19 protein-coding genes are annotated in these 18,732 nt (G+C 74.8%); 1 reads left to right on the top strand and 18 read right to left on the bottom strand.

Features of this window, described 5'->3' with window-relative positions:
* Positions 1–75: 75 nt before the first annotated feature.
* Entirely contained in the window at positions 76–780 is a 705-nt protein-coding gene (locus tag ACLQ2W_RS20355) for an LON peptidase substrate-binding domain-containing protein (protein ID WP_425787769.1), read from the top strand.
* Here the strand turns inward: ACLQ2W_RS20355 and ACLQ2W_RS20350 are convergent.
* The 18 genes from ACLQ2W_RS20350 to ACLQ2W_RS20265 all read right to left on the bottom strand — a co-directional run bounded on the left by ACLQ2W_RS20350 (position 746) and on the right by ACLQ2W_RS20265 (position 18,464).
* Entirely contained in the window at positions 746–1,753 is a 1,008-nt protein-coding gene (locus tag ACLQ2W_RS20350) for a DUF2567 domain-containing protein (protein WP_425787768.1), read from the bottom strand. The genes ACLQ2W_RS20355 and ACLQ2W_RS20350 overlap by 35 nt on opposite strands.
* Before the next feature lie 48 nt (positions 1,754–1,801).
* A complete protein-coding gene (locus ACLQ2W_RS20345; RefSeq protein ID WP_425787767.1) occupies positions 1,802–3,388 on the bottom strand; it encodes an ATPase in 1,587 nt (528 codons plus the stop codon).
* Positions 3,389–3,529: 141 nt separating this feature from the next.
* Positions 3,530–4,387: a hypothetical protein gene (locus tag ACLQ2W_RS20340; protein WP_425787766.1), complete on the bottom strand. Its 858-nt coding sequence runs from the start codon at positions 4,385–4,387 to the stop codon at positions 3,530–3,532.
* 2 nt (positions 4,388–4,389) lie between these two features.
* Positions 4,390–5,334, bottom strand: a complete 945-nt coding sequence (locus ACLQ2W_RS20335) for an RluA family pseudouridine synthase (RefSeq protein ID WP_107157595.1) — start codon at positions 5,332–5,334, stop codon at positions 4,390–4,392.
* Positions 5,331–5,942, bottom strand: a complete 612-nt coding sequence (lspA, locus tag ACLQ2W_RS20330) for a signal peptidase II (RefSeq protein ID WP_425787765.1) — start codon at positions 5,940–5,942, stop codon at positions 5,331–5,333. Before lspA ends, ACLQ2W_RS20335 begins: the two co-directional genes overlap by 4 nt.
* 70 nt (positions 5,943–6,012) lie before the next feature.
* Positions 6,013–6,432 carry a TraR/DksA family transcriptional regulator gene (locus ACLQ2W_RS20325; RefSeq protein WP_107157596.1) on the bottom strand — a complete coding sequence of 140 codons (420 nt, stop codon included), beginning with the start codon at positions 6,430–6,432 and terminating at the stop codon, positions 6,013–6,015.
* A 220-nt stretch (positions 6,433–6,652) separates the two neighbouring features.
* Complete coding sequence (locus ACLQ2W_RS20320; protein ID WP_405090519.1) at positions 6,653–8,158, bottom strand: potassium/proton antiporter; 1,506 nt, start codon at positions 8,156–8,158, stop codon at positions 6,653–6,655.
* Positions 8,159–8,180: 22 nt separating this feature from the next.
* Positions 8,181–8,489: a DUF167 domain-containing protein gene (locus tag ACLQ2W_RS20315; RefSeq protein ID WP_425787764.1), complete on the bottom strand. Its 309-nt coding sequence runs from the start codon at positions 8,487–8,489 to the stop codon at positions 8,181–8,183.
* Positions 8,490–8,491: 2 nt separating this feature from the next.
* Positions 8,492–9,082: a hypothetical protein gene (locus ACLQ2W_RS20310; RefSeq protein ID WP_425787882.1), complete on the bottom strand. Its 591-nt coding sequence runs from the start codon at positions 9,080–9,082 to the stop codon at positions 8,492–8,494.
* Between the two features lie 301 nt (positions 9,083–9,383).
* Positions 9,384–10,190, bottom strand: a complete 807-nt coding sequence (locus ACLQ2W_RS20305) for a DivIVA domain-containing protein (protein WP_107157600.1) — start codon at positions 10,188–10,190, stop codon at positions 9,384–9,386.
* Positions 10,191–10,231: 41 nt separating this feature from the next.
* Positions 10,232–10,537 (bottom strand): YggT family protein, encoded by a 306-nt coding sequence (locus ACLQ2W_RS20300; RefSeq protein WP_091059628.1) that lies wholly within the window; start codon positions 10,535–10,537, stop codon positions 10,232–10,234.
* A gap of 28 nt (positions 10,538–10,565) precedes the next feature.
* Positions 10,566–11,276, bottom strand: coding sequence for a cell division protein SepF (locus ACLQ2W_RS20295; RefSeq protein ID WP_425787763.1), 711 nt, complete (start codon positions 11,274–11,276; stop codon positions 10,566–10,568).
* Between the two features lie 195 nt (positions 11,277–11,471).
* Entirely contained in the window at positions 11,472–12,218 is a 747-nt protein-coding gene (locus ACLQ2W_RS20290; RefSeq protein WP_425787762.1) for a YggS family pyridoxal phosphate-dependent enzyme, read from the bottom strand.
* Positions 12,219–12,227: 9 nt separating this feature from the next.
* Complete coding sequence (gene ftsZ, locus ACLQ2W_RS20285) at positions 12,228–13,343, bottom strand: cell division protein FtsZ (RefSeq protein WP_107157603.1); 1,116 nt, start codon at positions 13,341–13,343, stop codon at positions 12,228–12,230.
* Between the two features lie 217 nt (positions 13,344–13,560).
* The gene (locus tag ACLQ2W_RS20280; RefSeq protein ID WP_425787761.1) at positions 13,561–14,379 is read right to left on the bottom strand and encodes a cell division protein FtsQ/DivIB; all 819 of its coding nucleotides are present in this window, start codon (positions 14,377–14,379) and stop codon (positions 13,561–13,563) included.
* Positions 14,376–15,857, bottom strand: coding sequence for a UDP-N-acetylmuramate--L-alanine ligase (gene murC / locus ACLQ2W_RS20275; protein WP_425787760.1), 1,482 nt, complete (start codon positions 15,855–15,857; stop codon positions 14,376–14,378). Before murC ends, ACLQ2W_RS20280 begins: the two co-directional genes overlap by 4 nt.
* An 85-nt stretch (positions 15,858–15,942) precedes the next feature.
* A complete protein-coding gene (murG, locus tag ACLQ2W_RS20270) occupies positions 15,943–17,049 on the bottom strand; it encodes an undecaprenyldiphospho-muramoylpentapeptide beta-N-acetylglucosaminyltransferase (protein WP_425787759.1) in 1,107 nt (368 codons plus the stop codon).
* Positions 17,049–18,464 carry an FtsW/RodA/SpoVE family cell cycle protein gene (locus ACLQ2W_RS20265; protein ID WP_405094285.1) on the bottom strand — a complete coding sequence of 472 codons (1,416 nt, stop codon included), beginning with the start codon at positions 18,462–18,464 and terminating at the stop codon, positions 17,049–17,051. Before ACLQ2W_RS20265 ends, murG begins: the two co-directional genes overlap by 1 nt.
* Positions 18,465–18,732: the final 268 nt, after the last annotated feature.

The raw sequence follows: 18,732 nt of genomic DNA, 5'->3' as shown, positions 1-18,732 counted from the left end.
CACCGGGGCCGCCCGTACGCCGGGACGGTGAGCCGGGACACGCAGGCCGGGCGCGGGGGAGCTACGCTCGATCACGTGAGCGCACGGCTGCCGGTGTTCCCGCTCGGGACCGTCCTCTTCCCCGGGCTGGTCCTTCCGCTGCACATCTTCGAGGAGCGTTACCGAGCCCTGGTCCGCCACCTGGTCGGGCTGCCCGAGGGCGCGCCACGCGAGTTCGGCGTGGTGGCGATCCAGGCCGGCTGGGAGGTCGCGCCGGCCGGGCCGCCGGGCCGCTCCGGGCTGGCCGGCGGCGAGATCACCCTGCACGAGGTGGGCTGCACGGCCGAGCTGCGGCAGGTCACCGAGCTGGCCGACGGCGGGTTCGACATCGTCACGGTGGGCCGGCGCCGGTTCCGCATCGCCGAGATCGACGACGACGCCGAGCCGTACCTCACCGCCGAGGTGGAGTGGCTGCCCGAGCCGACCGGCCCGGACGAGGTGGCCGACGTGCTGGCGGCCCGGGTGATCTCGGTGTTCCGGCACTATCTCGGCCTGATCCGGCCGGACCAGGAGGATATCTCCGAGCAGCTCCCGGAGGACCCGACCGTGCTGTCGCACCTGGTCGCGGCGACCGCCGCGCTGACCGTCGCCGACCGACAGCGACTGCTCGCCATCGACGACACCCCCGGCCGGCTCCGCGCCGAGCTGCGCCTGCTCAACCGCGAGTCGGCGCTGCTGCGTCAGGTCCGGGCGGTGCCGGTGCCGCTCAGCGAGCTGGCGGGTCTTCCGGCGCCGAACTGAACCCCGGCGGGTCCGCCCGGTCGCCGTCCCCCGGGCCGGCCGGCCCCGGGCCACCGACCTCCGACGCGGCCGGCCACGCAGCGACCTCCGACGCGGGTGGCCGCTCGCCGCCCGGGCCGGGCGGGGCCGGCCAACCGCCGTCCGGGCCCGACGCCGCCGGCCACGCACCGTCCGGGCCCGACGCCGCCGGCCACCCACCGTCCGGGCCGGGCGGGGCCGGCCACGCACCGGGCTCCGGTTCGGGGCGCAGCGACGGCCATCGCGACCAGCCGGCCAGCAGCGTGTACGTGACGGCCGCGCCGAACGCCGCGAGCAGCAGGTTGCCGTGCGGCAGGGGCAGCGGACCGAACCAGTCGATCCCGCCGGCGCGCAGGTCGGCCGGCTTGGTGAAGTCGGTGCCCGGCGGCGCGGTGTCCAGCAGCCGCTGGAAGGTGCCCAGCCCGATCCGCCGGCCCACCTGCCAGGCCACCACCGCCGCGCCGAGGCCGCCCAGCGTGGCCGCGAGCAGGCCGACCGGGCCGCGCCGGCGGCGCAGCAGCACCCACAGCGCGATGGCGGAGAGGACCCCGAAGCCGAGCGCGAGGAGGCTGAACCAGCCGTCGGCCGCGATCGGTTGCTCCGGCTGCGGGACCGCGTACACCGCGCCGTCCGGCGTCTGCCGCACCGGCGTGCCCGGCGCGGCCCACGCCCACAGCAGACCCAGCGGCACACCGAGCGCGGTGAGCAGCGCCACCACGCCGAGGACCGTTGCCACCGGCCGGCCGCCGTCGCGGCGCGGGTCGGGCGTCGCGCCGGGCAGTTCCCGGACGACGTCCGGATGGCCGGCGAGCGGGGCCGCGCCGGGCGCGGTGACCGGGGTGCCGGCGGGCACCGGAAGGCCACCGGGCCAGCCGGACGGCTGCTCGGCGGGCGGCTGCTCCGCGGCGCCGGGACGGTCGGCGGTCCGCTCGGGATCAGGGGTGTCCGGGCTCACCCGGTGATCCTCTCAGGCCCGGGCACGGCGTGGGGCGGTGGTCGGCGCTCAGCGCGCGAACGGCTCCACCATCACCGCCGCCGCCTTGAGCCAGGCGTGCCGGGTCTCGGCCTGGAGCTGGTGGTACTCGATCGAGGAGCCGGTCTCCAGCGCCGGGTCGTAGGGCACCACGGTGACCGCCCGGGTACGGGTGGCGAAGTGCCGTTCCAGGTCGTCCTGGAGCGAGGTGCGCCCCGGCGTCGGGCAGGAGATCAACGTGACCGCGTTGTCGGCCAGCTCGCCCATGCCCACCTCGTGCAGCAGGTCGAGCATCCAGTCCGCGCTGAAGGCGGCGTCCTCACGCGGCACGGTGGTCACCACGAGCTGGTCGGCGGCCTGCATGACGGTGCGCCAGTTCGGGCTCTCCACGTTGTTGCCGGTGTCCACGCAGACCACCTCGTGGGTGCGGCGCAGCAGCTCCAGCACCCGCTTGACGGTGAACTGGTCGAGTCGCTGGGCGAAGCGCGGGCTCTCCTCGCCGGCCAGCACGTCGTACGAGCCGTCGGCGGCGTGCCGCAGGTAGTCGTCGAGGTGGGACAGCAGGGTGTCGCCGTCGAGGATCTCGATCTGCGCGAGGTCGTGGACCAGGTGGCGGATGGTGCGGGCGTGTCGGGCGCTGCCGGCGCGCAGGCCCAGCGTGCCCCGCAGCTCGTTGTCGTCCCAGGCGAGCACGCCGCGCCCGCGCACGCTGCCCACGGTCGCGGCGGCGAGCACGGTGGCGGTGGTCTTGTGCACCCCGCCCTTGGGGTTGGCGAACGCGAGCACCCGGGGGGTGCCCAGCTCGCGGCGGAGCACGCCGGTGGCCCGTTCCAGCTCGGCGTCGGGCGCCGGGGCGCGCCACCGCGCCGGGGCCGCCTCGATCCGACCCGGCCGTGCCTCGACCGGCCGGCGCGGGGTGGGCACGACGGGTGGTTCCGGCGTCGGCGGGATGCCGGGCCGGTACCGGCCGCGGTCCAGCAACGCGTAACGGGACTCGGCGGGCGGCGGTGCGGGCCGGTAGCCGCCGTCGAGCAGGGAGTATCGCGACTCGACGGGCGCCTCGGCCCGCCCGCGCGGCTCCGGCTCGGCCCGCCAGGACGGCTCGGCCGGCGGCTCCGCGGGGTACGACGGCTCGGGTCGCCAGGACGGCTCCGCGCGCGGCTCGGCCGGGGACTCCGTGGCGTAGGACGGGTCGACGCGCCAGGACGGCTCGCGCGGTTCCGGGGTGTAGGACGGCTCGGCCCGCCAGGACGGCTCGGCCAGCGGCTCCGGATCGGTGCGGTACGCCGGTTCCGCCCGGTACGCCGGCTCGCCGTCGAGGCGCGGGTCGGCGCGGAAGGCCGGGTCAACCCGGAACGTGGCCTCGGCCCGGTAGCCGGGCTCGGCGGCGTACGACCCGTCGGCGGCGCGACCGACGGCGGCGGCGCGGCCGGTCCAGCCGGTGCCCGCGCCACGGCGCGGCAGCGCTTCGGGGGGCGGCGGCACGGATTCCTCGGCGTGCCGGTCGGCGTCGGCGTGCTCCGCGCCACGACCGCCGAGCCGGGCCCGGTCGAGCAGCGCCCGCCACCGCGGTGCCGGCTCACCCTGCCGACCCCAGCCGGTCTCGCTGCCGTCCAAGGATTCGCCCTCCCCCAGCCCATCGATCTGACGCCTGACAGGCTACGAACGAAACCCTATTCGGACCACTCCCCGCGCCGCACATCGCCCGGTGGCTCTGCTCACCGTGACACCCGGCGGACCGGCGCGCATCCGGGCGTCTCAGGAGGTGGGAGTGGCATTGGCCGGAGCGGAGCCGGGGACCGGCGACCGACCGGCCGGTGAAGGTCCGCTCACTGTCGGTGCGGCTTCCGACGAATCGCCCATTCCGCCGTCCCCGGTCGGGCCGGTGTCGGCCGGTGGCCGGGCCACGTCCCGCTGCTCGGGCAGCGGCGGGGTGAACACGGTCCGGTCCAACCGGGTCACCTCCGGCGCCGGATCCACCACCCGTACGCCGGGACGGTCGGCGAGCGCGCGCAGCGCGTCCGGTGCGGCCCGGACCACCGCGGCGTAGACACAGGCGCACCCGGCCCGGTAGCCGGCCGCCTCCCGGGCCGCGACCGCCGCGCCGGTGTCGTACTCCCGACGGAGCCCGGGATCGGCGGTGGCCGCCGGGGCGGCGGCGCGGGCCCGGTAGTCGGCGGCCTCCCGGTCCTTGCGTGCGGCGACCCCGGCCATCCCGCCGACCACGTCGTCGGGCAGCCGCAGCGCGGCGATCCGAACGATCTCGGTCTGCCGGCCGGGCAGCGGCACGCGCGCGATCACCGCCGAGACCGGCGTCCCGGCCAACGTGGTCGCCACCCGGGCCGGCGTCAGGTAGGCGGCGAGCGTGACGAGCGCCCAGCCGTCCGGCGCGTCCAGCCGGGCCAGCTCCGCACCGGCGGCCCGCTGGTACGCCGGAACGGAACCGCCGGCGGCCACCCCGACGCGGGTCACCTCGCCGACCGTGCGGTCACCGACCGGCCGGTCCCGCCGCTGCGCGACGGCCACCACCAGCACCAGCAGCGCGCAGCCGAGCGCGAGCCAGGTGAGCGCCGCGGCACGCGCGCGGCACGGCGGCGCGGTGTCGTCGTCGTCCACGGTCAGTCGCGCAGGATCTCCAGCGCCCGGGCCAGGTCGTCCGGGTAGTCGCTGACGAACGTGACCTCGTCGCCGGTGCGCGGGTGCCGGAAACTCAGCGAGCGGGCGTGCAGCCACTGCCGGGACAGCTTGAGCCGGCCCGACAGGGTCGGGTCCGCGCCGTAGGTCAGGTCGCCCACGCAGGGGTGCCGCAGGGTGGAGAAGTGCACCCGGATCTGGTGCGTACGCCCGGTCTCCAGCCGCACGTCGAGCAGGCTGGCCGAGGGGAACGCCTCCAGCGTGTCGTAGTGCGTGATGCTCGGCTTGCCGCCGGAGACCACCGCCCACCGGTAGTCGTGGTGCGGGTGCCTGTCGATCGGCGCGTCGATGGTGCCGCGCAGCGGGTCCGGGTGGCCCTGCACCACGGCGTGGTAGCGCTTCTCCACCTCGCGCTCCTTGAAGGCGCGCTTCAACGCCGTGTAGGCCAGCTCGCTCTTGGCCACCGCCATGATCCCGGTGGTGCCCACGTCGAGCCGGTGCACCACGCCCTGCCGTTCGGCGGCGCCGCTGGTGGAGATGCGGTGGCCGATGCCGGCCAGCCCGCCGATCACGGTCGGGCCGGTCCAGCCGGGGCTCGGGTGCGCGGCCACCCCGACCGGCTTGTCGACCACCACGATGTCGTCGTCGGCGTAGACCACGGTCAGGCCGGGCACCGCCTGCGGCACCACGGTCGGCGGGGCGACCGGCGCGGGCAGCGTGACCTCCAGCCAGGCGCCGGCCTTCACCTTGTGCGAGTTGGCCCGGGCCACGCCGTCGACGAGCGCGTCCCCGGCGTCCACGAGCGCCGCCGCGGCGGTGCGGGACAGCCCGAACAGCCGGGACACGGCCTGGTCCAGCCGCATGCCGTCGAGCCCGTCCGGGACCGGCAGGGAACGGTGGTCGCCACCGGTGGCGTACGCGGCGGTCACGCGCGCTCCTTCTCGTCGGCCCGGGCGGCGTCGTCGGTGGTGGGTTTCGCGCCGGCCCGGGAGCCGTCGCGCTGCCGGCCGGTCAGCTCCAGGAAGACCGCCAGCACCACGCCGCAGACCAGCGAGCTGTCGGCCAGGTTGAACACCGGGTAGTGCTCGCCGTACGGGCCGAACAGGCTGATCATGTCGACCACGTGGCCGACGAAGTGCCCCGGCGCCCGGAAGATCCGGTCGGTGAGGTTGCCCAGCGCCCCGCCCAGCACCAGGCCCAGCGACACCGCCCACGGCAGGGAGCGCAGCCGCAGCGCCATCCAGCCGATCCACCCGATCACCGCGAACGTGATCAGCGGGAAGATCCAGGTGTGGTCCGCGCCGATGCTCCAGGCGGCCCCGCTGTTGCGGGTGAGCGTGAAGTAGACGGCGCCGCCGAGCACCGACAGCGGCTCCTCCCGGCCGGGCAGCTCGCTGAGCGCGAGCTGCTTCGTGCCCAGGTCCGCAAGAAGCGAGAAGAGGGCGACGCCGAGCAGCAGGCCGACCGCCGTGCGGCGGGGCGCGGCGCCGGCCCTCGACTCGGTGGTGCCGGGCCCGGCGGGCGGTGCTGCGGTCATCTGCTCCCCATCGACGTTCGCGACGGTGGCGGTCACCGTCTGCGGTTCGGCCGCCGGGGAGCGGACGACGTCAGCGCCGCTCCGCCAGCTGCTTGCAGCTCACGCAGAGGGTGGCCGACGGGAACGCGGCGAGCCGCTCCACCGGGATCGGGTTGCCGCACCGCTCGCACCAGCCGTAGCCACCCTCGTCGAGCCGCTCCAACGCGCGCTCGACCTGCGTGATCCGCTCCTTGATGCTGTTGGCGAGAGAGATCTCCTGCTCACGCTCGAACGTCTTGGTGCCGGTGTCGGCCTGGTCGTCCCCGGCCGAGTCGGTCAGCCGGTCGCGCTGCAGCTCGGTGATCTCGCTCAGCGTCTGATCGTACTCGGCGTTGAGCTCGTCCCGCCGCGCCGCCAGCGCGGCCCGGATCTTCTCGGTCTCCGCCGCGCTGCGGGTGGCCTTCGCCACCGGCTTGCGACCGGCGGTCCTGGTGTCGGCTGGCTTCGCCATCGTCAGCTCCCTCAGCCGCAGTGGCGCGGCGGTCAGCGGTACGTGGGCAGGGGGCACCGGCGCGTCCCCCGCGAACGGAACGGGGCACACGGCGTCCCGCCGTGCACTCCGGAGGTTGGCAAGAATACGGAACGTACAGGCGTCCGACAACGTGCCGCACCGTCGCTCCGATTTTCCGCCCCGAAGTGCCAACTATCGGGGCAAAAGGAACGCTAGCAGATCAGCCGGTCCGGTCCTCGCCGTACTCCCCAAACCACCGGGCCAGGCGACCGCGACGACTGACCGCCCGCAACCGCCGCTCCGCGGCGTCCCGCACCCCCGCGGTGGCCACGATGAGCAGGCTGTCCCCCACCTTCAGCCGGGTGTCCGGGCCGGGCACGAACCCGACCCCGTCGCGCAGCACCAGCGTGACCGCCGCGCCCACCGGCAGCCGCAGCTCGTCCACGTGCACCCCGCCCAGCCGGGAGCCGGGCGGCACCTCCAGCTGGAGCAGGTCGGCCCGCATCCGCTCCAGCGGCGCGGTCTCCAGCAGGATCTCGCTCGCCTCCGCCGGCGCGGTAACCCCCAACCGGCGGGCGGCCGGAGCGAGCGTGCCGGCCTGGAGCAGCGTGAAGATCACCACCAGTACGAAGACCGCGTCGAAGAGCCGGTCCGCGCCCGGCACCCGCAGCGAGAGCGGGATGGTGGCCAGCACGATCGGCACCGCGCCGCGCAGCCCGGCCCAGGAGAGGAAGAGCTGCTCACGCCGGGAGACCCGGAACGGCAGCGCGGAGACCGCCACCGACAGCGGCCGGGCGAACAACAGCAGGGCCAGGCCGGTGATCACGGCCGGCAGCACCGCCGCGTCCAGCCGGGTCGGCGAGACCAGCAGCCCCAGCAGCACGAACAGGCCGATCTGGGCCAGCCAGGCCAGCCCGTCGGCGAACCCGAGGATGGCCTGCCGGTGCGGCAGGTTCGAATTGCCGAGCAGCACCCCGGCCACGTAGACGGCGAGGAAGCCCGAGGCGTGCAGCACCGAACCGGCCGCGTACGCCAGCACGGTGAAGCCCACCACCGCGATCGGGTAGAGGCCGGCCGAGGGCAGCGCGGCACGACGCAGCGCGTACCGCCCGGCCAGGCCCGCGCCCACGCCGACCGCCGCGCCGGCGCCCAACTCGTACCCGAGCAGCAGCACCTCGTACCACCAGGGGTGGGCCGCCGCCACGCCGGCCCGGGACAGCAGCAGCACCAGCAGGACCACCGGGGCGTCGTTCATCCCGGACTCGGCCTCCAGCGTGGCCACCAGCCGGGGCGGCAGGCGGAGCCGGCGCAGCGTGGCGAAGACCGCCGCGGCGTCGGTGGAGGAGAGCACCGCGCCGTAGAGCAGGGCCAGCCGCCAGTCCAGGCCGAGCAGCAGGTGCACCACCACGCCGACGACCACGATGCTGACCACCACGCCGACCGTGGAGAGCACGGCCGCCAGGCCGAGCACCGGCCGCAGCGTGCTCCACCGGGCGCTCAGGCCACCCTCGGCGATGATCACGATGAGCGCGCAGAAGCCCAGCACCCGGGTCAGCTCGACGTCGTCGAAGCGGATGCCCAGGCCGGCCTCGCCGATGAGCACGCCGAGCGCCAGGTAGACCAGGAGGCTGGGCACGCCGAGCCGGGTGGAGAAGCGCACCGCGCCCACCGCGACCAGCAGCACGGCGGCGCCCACCAGCAGCGCGAGGTTCAGCCCCGGCGTCATCGCGTACCGGCCCGCCGGACCCTCATTCCGCGCTGCCGTCGCGCAGCCGACGCAGCACCTCGGGCAGGCGGTCGGCCGGGCGCTCGACCAGGAAGAGCTTGTCCCGGCTGGCCGCGCCGGACCGCAGCGACACCACCGCCGGCCGGACGCCGAGCGCGTCGGCCAGCGCGCGCCGGGCCGCCTCGGTGGCCCGGCCGTCCACCGCCGGCGCGTGCACGGCGACGACCAGGGCCGGGCCGTACGGCCCGTCGAACCGGCCGCCCACCCGGGCCTGGGCCGCGCCGGGCTTCACGCGCACCGCGACGGTGAGCGGGGCGTCCGCGGTCGTCATGGTCAGCGTGGCCGGGCGTCGGTGAGCAGCGTGGTGGCGGCGGCGCAGTACGCGCACGGCGTGAAGCCGAGCCCGACCGCCTCGGCGACCGGCAACGACTCGGCCGGCCGGCCCACCAGGTGGGGACAGTCGGCCAGGTGGAAGCGGGGATGGCCGTCGACCACCCGGACCTCGTCGGGCAGTCGCACCAGCCGGGCGACCTCCCCGGCGGAGAGGAACTCGGCCGACGGATCGCCGGCGAGCGGCCCACCCGGCGCGGGCGAGGTGGGCGTCGACTCGGCCTCCGACTCGACCGGCGAGTAGGCCACGAACGGCGCGGCATCCGACCCCGTCGGCGACGAGTGGGCACCGGACGACGGGACGTCCGGCCCCATCGGCGAGGAATAGTCGCCGGACGACGGGACGTCCGGGGCGTCCGACGGCGGGAACCCACGGGCGTCCGGCTGTGAGTAGGCGCGGGCGTCCGGCTCGTCCGGCGGTGAGTAGGCGCGGGCGGGCGGCGCGTAGGGCTCGGCCGCCGGCGGACCGGGCGGTTGCCGCCACCCGGGTCCACCGGCACCGACCGTGGACGTGTGATGCGGGACCGGGCTCACCGGCTCGTCCGGGGACGGGCCGGCGGGAACGGTCCGGGAACGCGGGCCGGCCTCCCGGCCCGCCGCGGCCCGGGCCGCGGCCGCCTGGCGGGCGAACACGACGAAGGCGACGGCGGACAGCAGGCTGGCCGCGATCGAGACGATCAGCAGCGAGCTGGACCCACCGGCCAGCCCGACCACCAGCAGCACGACCGCGACGAGGATGAGCAGGACGCTGGCGGCTATCACGGCTCACCCCCGGCCGCGTCGTGTCGGACTGGTGCCGTCGGTGGCCGCCACGGGGACGGCCACCGACGTGGGATCAGCGGCCGGACTCGAGCGAGCCGGCGCCGCGGCCCCCGCCGAAGGAGCCGGCGAGGCCGGCGGTGGCGAGGCCGTTGCTGCCGCCGACGGCACGGGTGCCCTCGCGGTTCATCTCGACCTCGATGCCCTGGCCACGACCGTCGAGGTCCCGCAGCTGGCTCTCCAGGTACGCCTTGAGGCGCGTGCGGTACTCACGCTCGAACTGCTTGAGCTCCTCGATGTGCTTCGACAGCGCGGTGCGCTTGGCGTCCAGGCCGCCCATGGCCTCCTGGTGCCGCTGGCGGGCGTCCCGCTCCAGGGCGTCGGCCTTGGCCCGCGCCTCGCGGGTGACCTCCTCGGCCTTGGACCGGGCCTCGGAGAGCAGGCTGTCGGCCTCGCGCCGGGCGTCGGAGACGTGGTCGTCGGCGGTGCGCTGGGCCATCATCAGCACCCGCAGCGCCTGCTGCTCGCCGTCCCCGGTCACGCCCACCGGGCTGCCCTGGGTGCGGACCTGCTCCAGCTCGGCCTGCATCGCGCGGGCCGCCTGCTCGGCGGCCGCCTTGTCGCGCTGCACGCGGTCGAGCTGGGCCTTGACGTCGTTGAGCTCCGCCGCGAGCCGGGCGTCGCCGCCGGGGCCGGCGGGTGCGCCACCCCGACCGCCGCGCTCCACCTGGGCGCGCAGCTCGTTGTTCTCCTCGATCAGACGGGCCAGCTCACGCTCGACCTCGTCCAGGAAGGCGTCGACCTCCTCCTCGTCGTACCCCCGCTTGCCGATCGGCGGCTTTTTGAAGGCGACGTTGTGGACGTCGGCCGGGGTCAGCGGCATCGAAACTCCTCGGGTCAGTTGCGGCCGCGAAAGCGCTCTGGTCAGGCGAACGCCACGATCAGGCGCTGTAACACGAACTCCATCAGCACGAACAGGATAACCAGGAGCACAAGGGAGGCCAGGTCGATGCTCACGGTACCAATTCGCAGTGGTGGGATCACACGCCTCAACGCTCGCAGGGGCGGATCAGTGACGCTCCACACGACTTCCAGTCCCGCCGATGCCCCCCGACCGGGTTGCCAGCGACGGCCGTAGGCGAGCACGGCCCCGAGGACAAATCGAGCCAACAGGACAAGCAGGAAGAAATACAGCAGCAGGTAGAGCACCTGGAACAGGATCGACAACACAGCAGGCGACGTCCCTCGGTCGTGCGGGCTAGCTCAGGCTGAAAAAGCCGCCCTCAGCGATCTTGGCCTTGTCCTCCGCGGTGACCTGGACATTGGCCGGTGAGAGCAGGAACACCCGGTTGGTCACGCGCTCGATCGTACCGCGCAGGCCGAACGCGAGCCCGGCGGCGAAGTCGACCAGTCGGCGGGCGTCCGCCTCGTCCATCTCGGTGAGATTGATGATCACGGGAACGCCGTCCCGGAAGTGCTCGCCGATGGTCCGCGCCTCGCGGTAGGTGGTCGGGTGCAGCGTGGTGATCTGGTAACGCTGCTCGTCCTCCGGGGCCACCGTCCGCTCGCGCGGCGGGGCCTGCGGCGCCAGGGCCAGATTGTCCCGGGTGTGGTACGACAACGAGCCGGAACCCTCGCCGGCGGAGGACCGGGTGATGGAGCGGACACTGCTGGACCGCTCGGCCCGCTCCGGACGCTCCGGGCGCTCGACCTCGGAGCGGTCGGTGTCGACCGCGCGGCTGGTGGCGCGCTCGGTCAGCCGGCCCCGCTCACCGGACCGGGTCCGAGGCGCCGGCGGCTCCTCCGACTCCTCGTCGTCCTCGTCGGCGAACTCCTCGGCGTACCGGCTCGACCGGTAGCGCGACGAGTCACGGTAGCCACTCTTGTCGTAGCCACCGTCCTCGTACGCCCGCTCGTCGTCCTCCTCGACGAGACCGAGCCAGACCCCCGCCTTGCGCAGTGCACCCATCCCCGCGCCCTTCCGTCCGCCATGCGGCACGCGCCCCCGTGCCGTGTCGCTTGATCACGAGTGGACGATCATGCCCACCGGACCGGACCGGCAATCCCCTGACGTGCGGTTCGCGGCCCGCCCGCCACGGCCCCCGGGCTTCGGGAGACGCCGTCCTGAACAACACTGATGTAATTTGCTTCCGTCCGGGCCAGGCTACCCCAGCGTGGGGCGCATTCCGAGCAACGCGCTGCCGACGCGGACATGTGTCGCGCCGTGACCGATCGCGCTCTCCAGGTCGCCGCTCATCCCCGCCGACAGCACCGTCGCGTCCGGATGGTCGGCACGCAGCCGCGCCGCCACCTCGGCCAGCCGGGCGAACGCGCGGTCCGGCTCCCAGCCCAGCGGGGCCACCGCCATCAGGCCGGCCAGCCGCAGCCCGCCCGCCCCGGCCACCGCGGCGGCCACCGGGTCGAGGCCCCGCTCCGGGTCGGCGACGCCCGGCAGCGCGCCACCCCGGGCCGGGTCACCGTCCACGCTCACCTGCACCAACACGTCCAGCGGGCGGTCCCGGGCACCGGTCGCGGCGGCGTCCAGGGCGGCCGCCAGCCGCACGCTGTCCACCGACTGGACCACGTCGGCGTACCGGACCACCGAACGGGCCTTGTTGCGCTGCAACTGCCCGATGAAGTGCCAGCGCGGCACCGCCCCGGCGCCGGCCACCGCCGCCGCCTTTCCGGCCGCCTCCTGGTCCCGGTTCTCCCCCACGTCCGTCACACCGAGCCCGGCCAGCGCGACCACGTCGGCGGCCGGGTACGTCTTGGTCACCGCGACCAGGGTGACCTCGTCGGCGTGGCGGCCGGCCGCCGCACAGGCGTCGGCGATCCGGGCCCGGACCCGGGCCAGCCCGGCCGCGAGTTCGGCGCGACGCTCGGGTCGCACCGCGGTGGATGAATCCGTCATCGGCGGGGCTCAGGACCCGTTCTTGAGGAAGTCGGGCACGTCGACGTCGTCGAAGAGCACCCGGCGGGACGGCTGCTGCGGCGCCGGCATGGTGGCCGGCGGGTTCGCCGGCGCGTTCGGCTGGGTGGGCGGGTTCTGGTTGCTCTTGCGCGGCGGGTCGACCGCCTTGTAGGCCGGGGTGCCACCGTCGAAGCCGGCCGCGATCACCGTCACCCGCACCTCGTCGCCGAGCGCGTCGTCGATCACCGCGCCGAAGATGATGTTGGCGTCCGGGTGGGCCGCGTCGGTGACCAGCTGCGCCGCGTCGTTGATCTCGAACAGGCCGAGGTCCGAGCCGCCGGCGATGGAGAGCAGCACGCCCCGCGCGCCGTCCATGCTCTGCTCCAGCAGCGGGCTGGAGATGGCCGCCTCGGCCGCCTCGACGGCGCGGTTCTCGCCCCGCGCGCTGCCGATGCCCATGAGCGCGCTGCCCGCGCCGCTCATCACGCTCTTCACGTCGGCGAAGTCGAGGTTGATCAGGCCCGGCGTGGTGATCAGGTCGGTGATGCCCTGGACACCGGAGAGGAGGACCTGGTCCGCGGTGCGGAACGCGTCCATCATGGAGATGTTGCGGTCGCCGAGCGCGAGCAGCCGGTCGTTCGGGATCACGATGAGCGTGTCGCACTGGTTGCGCAGCTCCTCGATGCCCGCCTCGGCCTGCACCTGGCGGCGCTTGCCCTCGAACGAGAACGGCCGGGTGACCACACCGATGGTGAGCGCGCCGAGCTTGCGGGCGATGTTCGCCACCACGGGCGCGCCGCCGGTGCCGGTGCCGCCGCCCTCGCCGCAGGTGACGAACACCATGTCGGCGCCCTTGAGCACCTCTTCGATCTCGTCGCGGTGGTCCTCGGCGGCGTTCTTGCCGACGTCCGGGTTGGCGCCGGCGCCCAGCCCCCGGGTCAGTTCCCGGCCGACGTCGAGCTTGACGTCGGCGTCGCTCATCAGCAGCGCCTGCGCGTCGGTGTTGATCGCGATGAACTCGACGCCCTTGAGCCCAACCTCGATCATCCGGTTGACGGCGTTCACGCCGCCGCCCCCGATGCCGACGACCTTGATGACCGCCAGGTAGTTGTGCGGAGGTGTCATCTCCGGTCCTTTCCCTTCGAGATTGGCATGGGCCGACCCCACACGGCTTGGCCGGACCAGAGGAGAACCCTCACCCTCTACTAGAGGCTTAGAGTTATGTCAACCACTGATCTCTTCGGGGCAACGTATGCGCCGCCGCGCCAGGAGCCAAGGACCCTTTCCGGCGTGTCGCCGACCGAGCGACCGGTCACACACTGCCCGTTCGCTGAGTGACCGGTCACTGGAAGGTGACCACGTCCGGCGCGCTGACGTCGATCCGGTCCGCCCGGCGCGGCAACAACGCGGTCGCCACCGCCGACTTGTCCGCGCTGCGCGCGGCGTCCCCCCAGAAGACCTGTCGGTCGTCGCGCAGCAGCAGCGTGATCCGGGCCAGCCCGGCCACGTCCACCGTGACAAGTTCCGCGCGCAGCTTCTCCCCGAGCGCGGCGAGCACCGCCAGCCCGGCCCGGGTGCCCGGATCGTCCGGCCCCGGCCGGGCCACCCGGACCAGCGGCAACCCGGCCGGGGCCCGGTCCAGGCGCTGGAAGACCACGCCGGCGGCGTCCATCACGGCGAAGCGCCCGCCCTGCGGCACCGCGGCCACCGGCACCCGCTCCTCGACCCGGATCACCAGCGTCGCCGGCCAGTCCCGCTCCACCGTGGCCCGGGCCACCGGCGGCAACGTGCCCACCCGGCGGGCCGTCGCGGCCAGGTCCACCCGGGCCAACGGCGCGTCGTCCGGAACCGCCGCGGCGTCCCGGATCTCCACCGCCGTGACCAGCCGCGCGCCGACCACCCGCACCTCACGGACGCCGAACAGCCCGGTGCCGAGCACCGTCCAGGCGACAAGCGCGGCCAACGCGGCCACCGCCGCGGCCAACGCCCACGGCAACGCGGCGCGCATCCGCCGCTGCCGGGCCCGGGCCATGAACCGACGGGTGGACGGCGGCACGGCGTCCGCCCCGGCCCGGACCAGTTGCCAGCGCCGGACCGGGCTGCGCCGCCCCGCGCCACCGTCCTGGCCGGGCGTGCGGCCCCGGGCCGGGCCGGGACTCATCCGGCGGTGGCCGCCGCGCCGTCCGGACCGACGCCGGCGCGGAGCGCCGTGGCGCCGCCGGCGCGGGCCAGCAGGGCGTCCAGCAACTGGTCACCCATCAGCGAGATCGGCGGCGCGCCCATGGTCACCACCACGTCGCCGGTCCGGGCCCGCCGGGCCACCTCGGCCGGCACGTCGTCCCACGCCTCGACGAAGACCTTCCGGTCCGCCGGCAGCGGCACCGCCTCGATCAGCGCGACCGACCCCTCACCGGGCTGGCGCGGCTCGCCGGGACCGAAGACCTCCAACAGCACCAACTCGTCGGCGATGCCGAGCGCGGCGGCGATCTCCGCCTGGAGGTCGCGGGTGCGGTACAGCCGGTAGGGCTGGAAGACCACGATCAGCCGGCCGTCGCCGGCCACCTCGCGCAGCGTCTGCAACGCCAGCGTCATCGAGGTGGGGTGGTAGGCGTACTCGTCGTAGACCAGCACGCCGTCCGCCACGCCCTTGCGCTCGAACCGCCGCCGCACGCCGGGGAACGCGCCGAGCGCGGCCTCCGCCGCCGCCACCGGCAGCTCCAGCAGGTACGCGGCGAGCACCGCGGCGGCGCTGTTGAGCGCCATGTGCCGGCCCGGCATCGGCAGCCGGATCTCGCCCAGCGACCGGCCCTCGACCTCGGCCAGGTAGCGCACGCCCTGCGCCGAGGAGACCACGTCGCTCATCCGCAGGTCGGCGTCGGCGGACTCGCCGTACGTCCACACCCGACGGCCCTCCGCACGGAGCGTCTCGGCCAGCCGCCGGCCACCGGCGTCGTCGGCGCAGGTGACGACGAAACCGTCCGGGTCGGTGAGCCGGGCGAACTCGGCGAACGCCGCCTCCAGCGTGGCCAGGTCGCCGTACGTGTTGAGGTGGTCCGCCTCGACGTTCGTGATGATCGACACGTACGGGCGGTAGATGAGGAAGGAGCGGTCGCTCTCGTCCGCCTCGACCACGAAGTGCTCGCCGGTGCCGTGGTGCGCGCCGGAGCCGACCTCGGAGATCTCCCCGCCGATGACGAAGGACGGATCGACGCCGGCCTGCTGGAGCACCATGGTCACCATCGACGTGGTGGACGTCTTGCCGTGCGTGCCGGCCACCGCCACCGTGCGCCGACCGGTCATCGCCGCCGCCAGCGCCTCGGAGCGGTGCAGCACCCGCAGACCCCGCCGACGCGCCTCGACCAGCTCCAGGTGGTCCTGCGGGATGGCCGAGGAGTAGACGACGGTGTCCACCCCGTCCAGGTTGGCCGCCTCGTGGGTGGAGTGGATCGTCCCGCCCAGCGCGCGCAGGCCGGCCAGCGACGGCCACTCCCGCAGCTCGCTGCCGGAGACCGGCAGGCCACGGGTGAGGAAGAGCCGGGCCAGCCCGGCCATCCCGACCCCGCCCACCCCGATCAGGTGGATGCGGCCCAGGTCCTCCGCGGTCATCGTGCCGGCGGGCGTGAACTGCGCGGTGTTCATGAGGGGTACCTTCCCGTCGCGGCGACGCCCATCACGGAGCCACCGTTGTTCGCGACTGCGGGGCTCGCAAGCTCACTCCTCGCGCTCACCGGCTCACCGCCTCGTAGACGAAGTTCAGCAGCGCCACGTCGCCGTCGCGGCGACCGTAGCCGGCCGCGGCGTGGCTCATCGCGTGGAGGCGTCGCGGGTCCCGGATCAGCGGGATCACCGTGCGCTCCACCCAGGCCGGGGTCACCTCGGCGTCGTCGACGAGCAGCCCGCCGCCGGCCTCCACCACGGGCAGCGCGTTGCGCTTCTGCTCCTGGTTGCTGTGCGGGTAGGGCACGTAGACCGTGGGCAGGCCGATCGCGGCCACCTCGGCGCAGGTCATCGCGCCGCCCCGGCCCAGCATCAGGTCCGCCGCCGCGTAACCCAGCTCCATCTCGGACAGGTACGGCAGCGTCACGTACGGCACCGGCAGATCGCTGGGGACGGAGACCGGCTCGTTGCGGGCGCCGATCACGTGCAGCACCTGCACGCCGTTGCGGGCCAGCTCCTTCGCCGCGCCGGAGACGGCCAGGTTGATCGAGCGGGCGCCCTGCGAGCCGCCGGCCACGAAGAGCACCGGCAGGTCGGGCCGGAGCCCGAAGTGCGCGCGGGCGGCGTCCCGCAGCGCCACCCGGTCCAGCCCGGCGATGCCGCGGCGCAGCGGCACCCCGACCACCCGCGCGTCGCGCAGCGCCTCGGACTGGGCCGGCTGGTGCGGGAAGCCCACCGCGACGTGCTTGGTGAACTTCATGCCCATCCGGTTCGCCACGCCCGGCGGCACGTTCACCTCGTGGATGACGATCGGCAGGTCGCGCCGCCACGCGGCCAGGTAACCGGGGACCGAGACGTACCCACCGAAGCCGACCACCGCGTCGGCCCGCACCTCGTCGATCACCTTGCCCGCGGCGCGGGCCGCCTTCCACATCCGGTCCGGGGTGCGCACCAGGCTCATGTTGACCGAGCGGGGCAGCTGGTAGGCGGGGATCTGCCGCAGGTCATAGCCGGCCGGCGGGATCAGCTCGTTCTCCAGCCCCTTCGGGGTGCCCAGGCAGGTGATCCGGACGCTCGGGTCGTGTCGGCGCAGGCAGTCGGCGAAGGCGAGCAGCGGGTAGATGTGCCCACCCGTGCCCCCTCCGCAGAGCACCACCGAACGCAGCGGACCCATCAGCGTCTCCTCTCGTTCGCCGCGCCGGCACGCGCCCGGTCGGACCGGGCGCCGCGGGTCGCGGCCTGATCGTCCTGCCGACGCTGTCGGGACCGGGGCACGGGCCCTCGGTCCGCCGGGGGCGGCGCCGGTCGGCGACGCCGGCCGGGAAGCGGCGGCAACGGGGCCCACACTAGTCGGACCCATCGGGCCGGCGGACGGGCGTTCAGGGCCCGGGCCGCGTCCGGCTCGGCGCGGGCGAAGGAGGCCAGCATGCCGATCGCGGCCAGCGTCACCACCAGCGCGCTGCCGCCGTCGGAGATGAACGGCAGCGGCACGCCGGTCAGCGGCAGCAGCCCGGTGACACCGCCGATGTTGATGACGGCCTGACCGACCAGCCAGGCGGTCACACCGGCCGCGGCGAGCCGGCGGAACGGGTCCTCCACCCGGCGGGCGATGCGCATGCCGGTGTACGCCAGCACGGCGAAGAGCACCAGGATCACGGTGCAGCCCACCACGCCCAACTCCTCGGCGACGATGGCGAAGATGAAGTCGTTGTGCGCCTCGGGCAGCCAGTCCCACTTGAAGACGCTCTGGCCCAGACCGACGCCGAACCAGCCGCCGTTGCCGATCGCGTACCGGGCCATGATGGGCTGGTAGCAGTTCTCCAGCTTCAGCTCGATGCAGGTCTGCGGATCGGGCGGGTCGAGCCACATGGTGAGCCGGCCCAGCCGGTAGTTCTCGGCGTCCCGGGAACCGGAGCCGGCGCCGAGCGAGGCGGCGGCGACCAGCAGGCCGATGCCGGCCAGGCCGATCGCGGAGAGCGCGGCGAAGACCCGGGTCCGGACGCCGGCCGCCCAGAGCAGACCCACCACGAGCGCCAGCAGGCACAGCATGCTGCCCAGGTCGTTGTAGCCGACCAGTACGAAGATCAGGCCGACCACCGGGAACAGCGGCGTGGCCAGCTCCCGCCACCAGCCCAGCGCGGCGCCCTTGCGGGCCAGCACGTGCGCCGCCCACAGCACCAGCGCGAACTTGGCCACCTCGGCCGGCTGAAGCGAGATCGGGCCGAGGGAGAGCGAGAGGAGTTCGCCCTTCAACGGCCCGATGGACGCCACCCCGAACAGTGACTCCAGCGCGACCAGCAGGTTGAGCAGGAGCAGCAGCGCCACCGCCACGCCGAGCGCGGGGCGGCTCACCGCCCGGAACGTGCGCGCGGGCAGCCGCTGGCAGGCCCAGAACGCGCCGACGCCGATCACCGCGAACACGGCCTGCTTGGTCAGCGAGGCGGCGGCGTCACCGCCCTCGGCGTAGTCCCGCACGCTGGTCGCGGAGAATACCATGGTGAGGCCGATCAGCAGCAGCAGGCCGGCGCTGGAGAGCAGCAGGTAGTAGGAGGCCAGCGGCCGGGCCAGCAGGCCGCGCAGCGCGGCCAGGCCGCCCGCCGGGTCCCAGCGCGCGCCGGTCGGCGGATCGCCCGGCGGCGTGGCCGCGGGCGCGCGGCGGGCCGGCGGTTCGGTGCTGACCTGGATGTCTCGTCCCTCCCCCACCCGCTCATCATGGCGGCTCGACCCGCCCGCCCGTGGCGCAACCCCACGGTCGGCGTGTCGGATCCGAAGGAGGGGCCCCCGATTTTAAGGACGGTGGTGAAAGGGGGGCCCCCCCGGACACCGAGCGCACCGCCGGCCGGGACACCCGGGAGAA

The organism is Micromonospora sp. DT227, from assembly GCF_049841835.1.
In the GTDB taxonomy this organism is placed as follows: domain Bacteria; phylum Actinomycetota; class Actinomycetes; order Mycobacteriales; family Micromonosporaceae; genus Micromonospora.
Note: the sequence above shows the minus strand (reverse complement) of the source record. Positions and strands in the feature narration are given on the sequence as shown.

Coding starts and splice junctions, on each gene's coding strand:
- ACLQ2W_RS20315 (WP_425787764.1), bottom strand. CDS start 8,489: ATGACGACCGCGGACGCCCCGCTCACCGTCGCGGTGCGCGTGAAGCCC.
- ACLQ2W_RS20280 (WP_425787761.1), bottom strand. CDS start 14,379: ATGAGTCCCGGCCCGGCCCGGGGCCGCACGCCCGGCCAGGACGGTGGC.
- ACLQ2W_RS20295 (WP_425787763.1), bottom strand. CDS start 11,276: ATGGGTGCACTGCGCAAGGCGGGGGTCTGGCTCGGTCTCGTCGAGGAG.
- ACLQ2W_RS20290 (WP_425787762.1), bottom strand. CDS start 12,218: ATGACGGATTCATCCACCGCGGTGCGACCCGAGCGTCGCGCCGAACTC.
- ftsZ (WP_107157603.1), bottom strand. CDS start 13,343: ATGACACCTCCGCACAACTACCTGGCGGTCATCAAGGTCGTCGGCATC.
- ACLQ2W_RS20325 (WP_107157596.1), bottom strand. CDS start 6,432: ATGGCGAAGCCAGCCGACACCAGGACCGCCGGTCGCAAGCCGGTGGCG.
- murG (WP_425787759.1), bottom strand. CDS start 17,049: ATGGGTCCGCTGCGTTCGGTGGTGCTCTGCGGAGGGGGCACGGGTGGG.
- ACLQ2W_RS20305 (WP_107157600.1), bottom strand. CDS start 10,190: ATGCCGCTGACCCCGGCCGACGTCCACAACGTCGCCTTCAAAAAGCCG.
- ACLQ2W_RS20320 (WP_405090519.1), bottom strand. CDS start 8,158: ATGACGCCGGGGCTGAACCTCGCGCTGCTGGTGGGCGCCGCCGTGCTG.
- lspA (WP_425787765.1), bottom strand. CDS start 5,942: ATGACCGCAGCACCGCCCGCCGGGCCCGGCACCACCGAGTCGAGGGCC.
- murC (WP_425787760.1), bottom strand. CDS start 15,857: ATGAACACCGCGCAGTTCACGCCCGCCGGCACGATGACCGCGGAGGAC.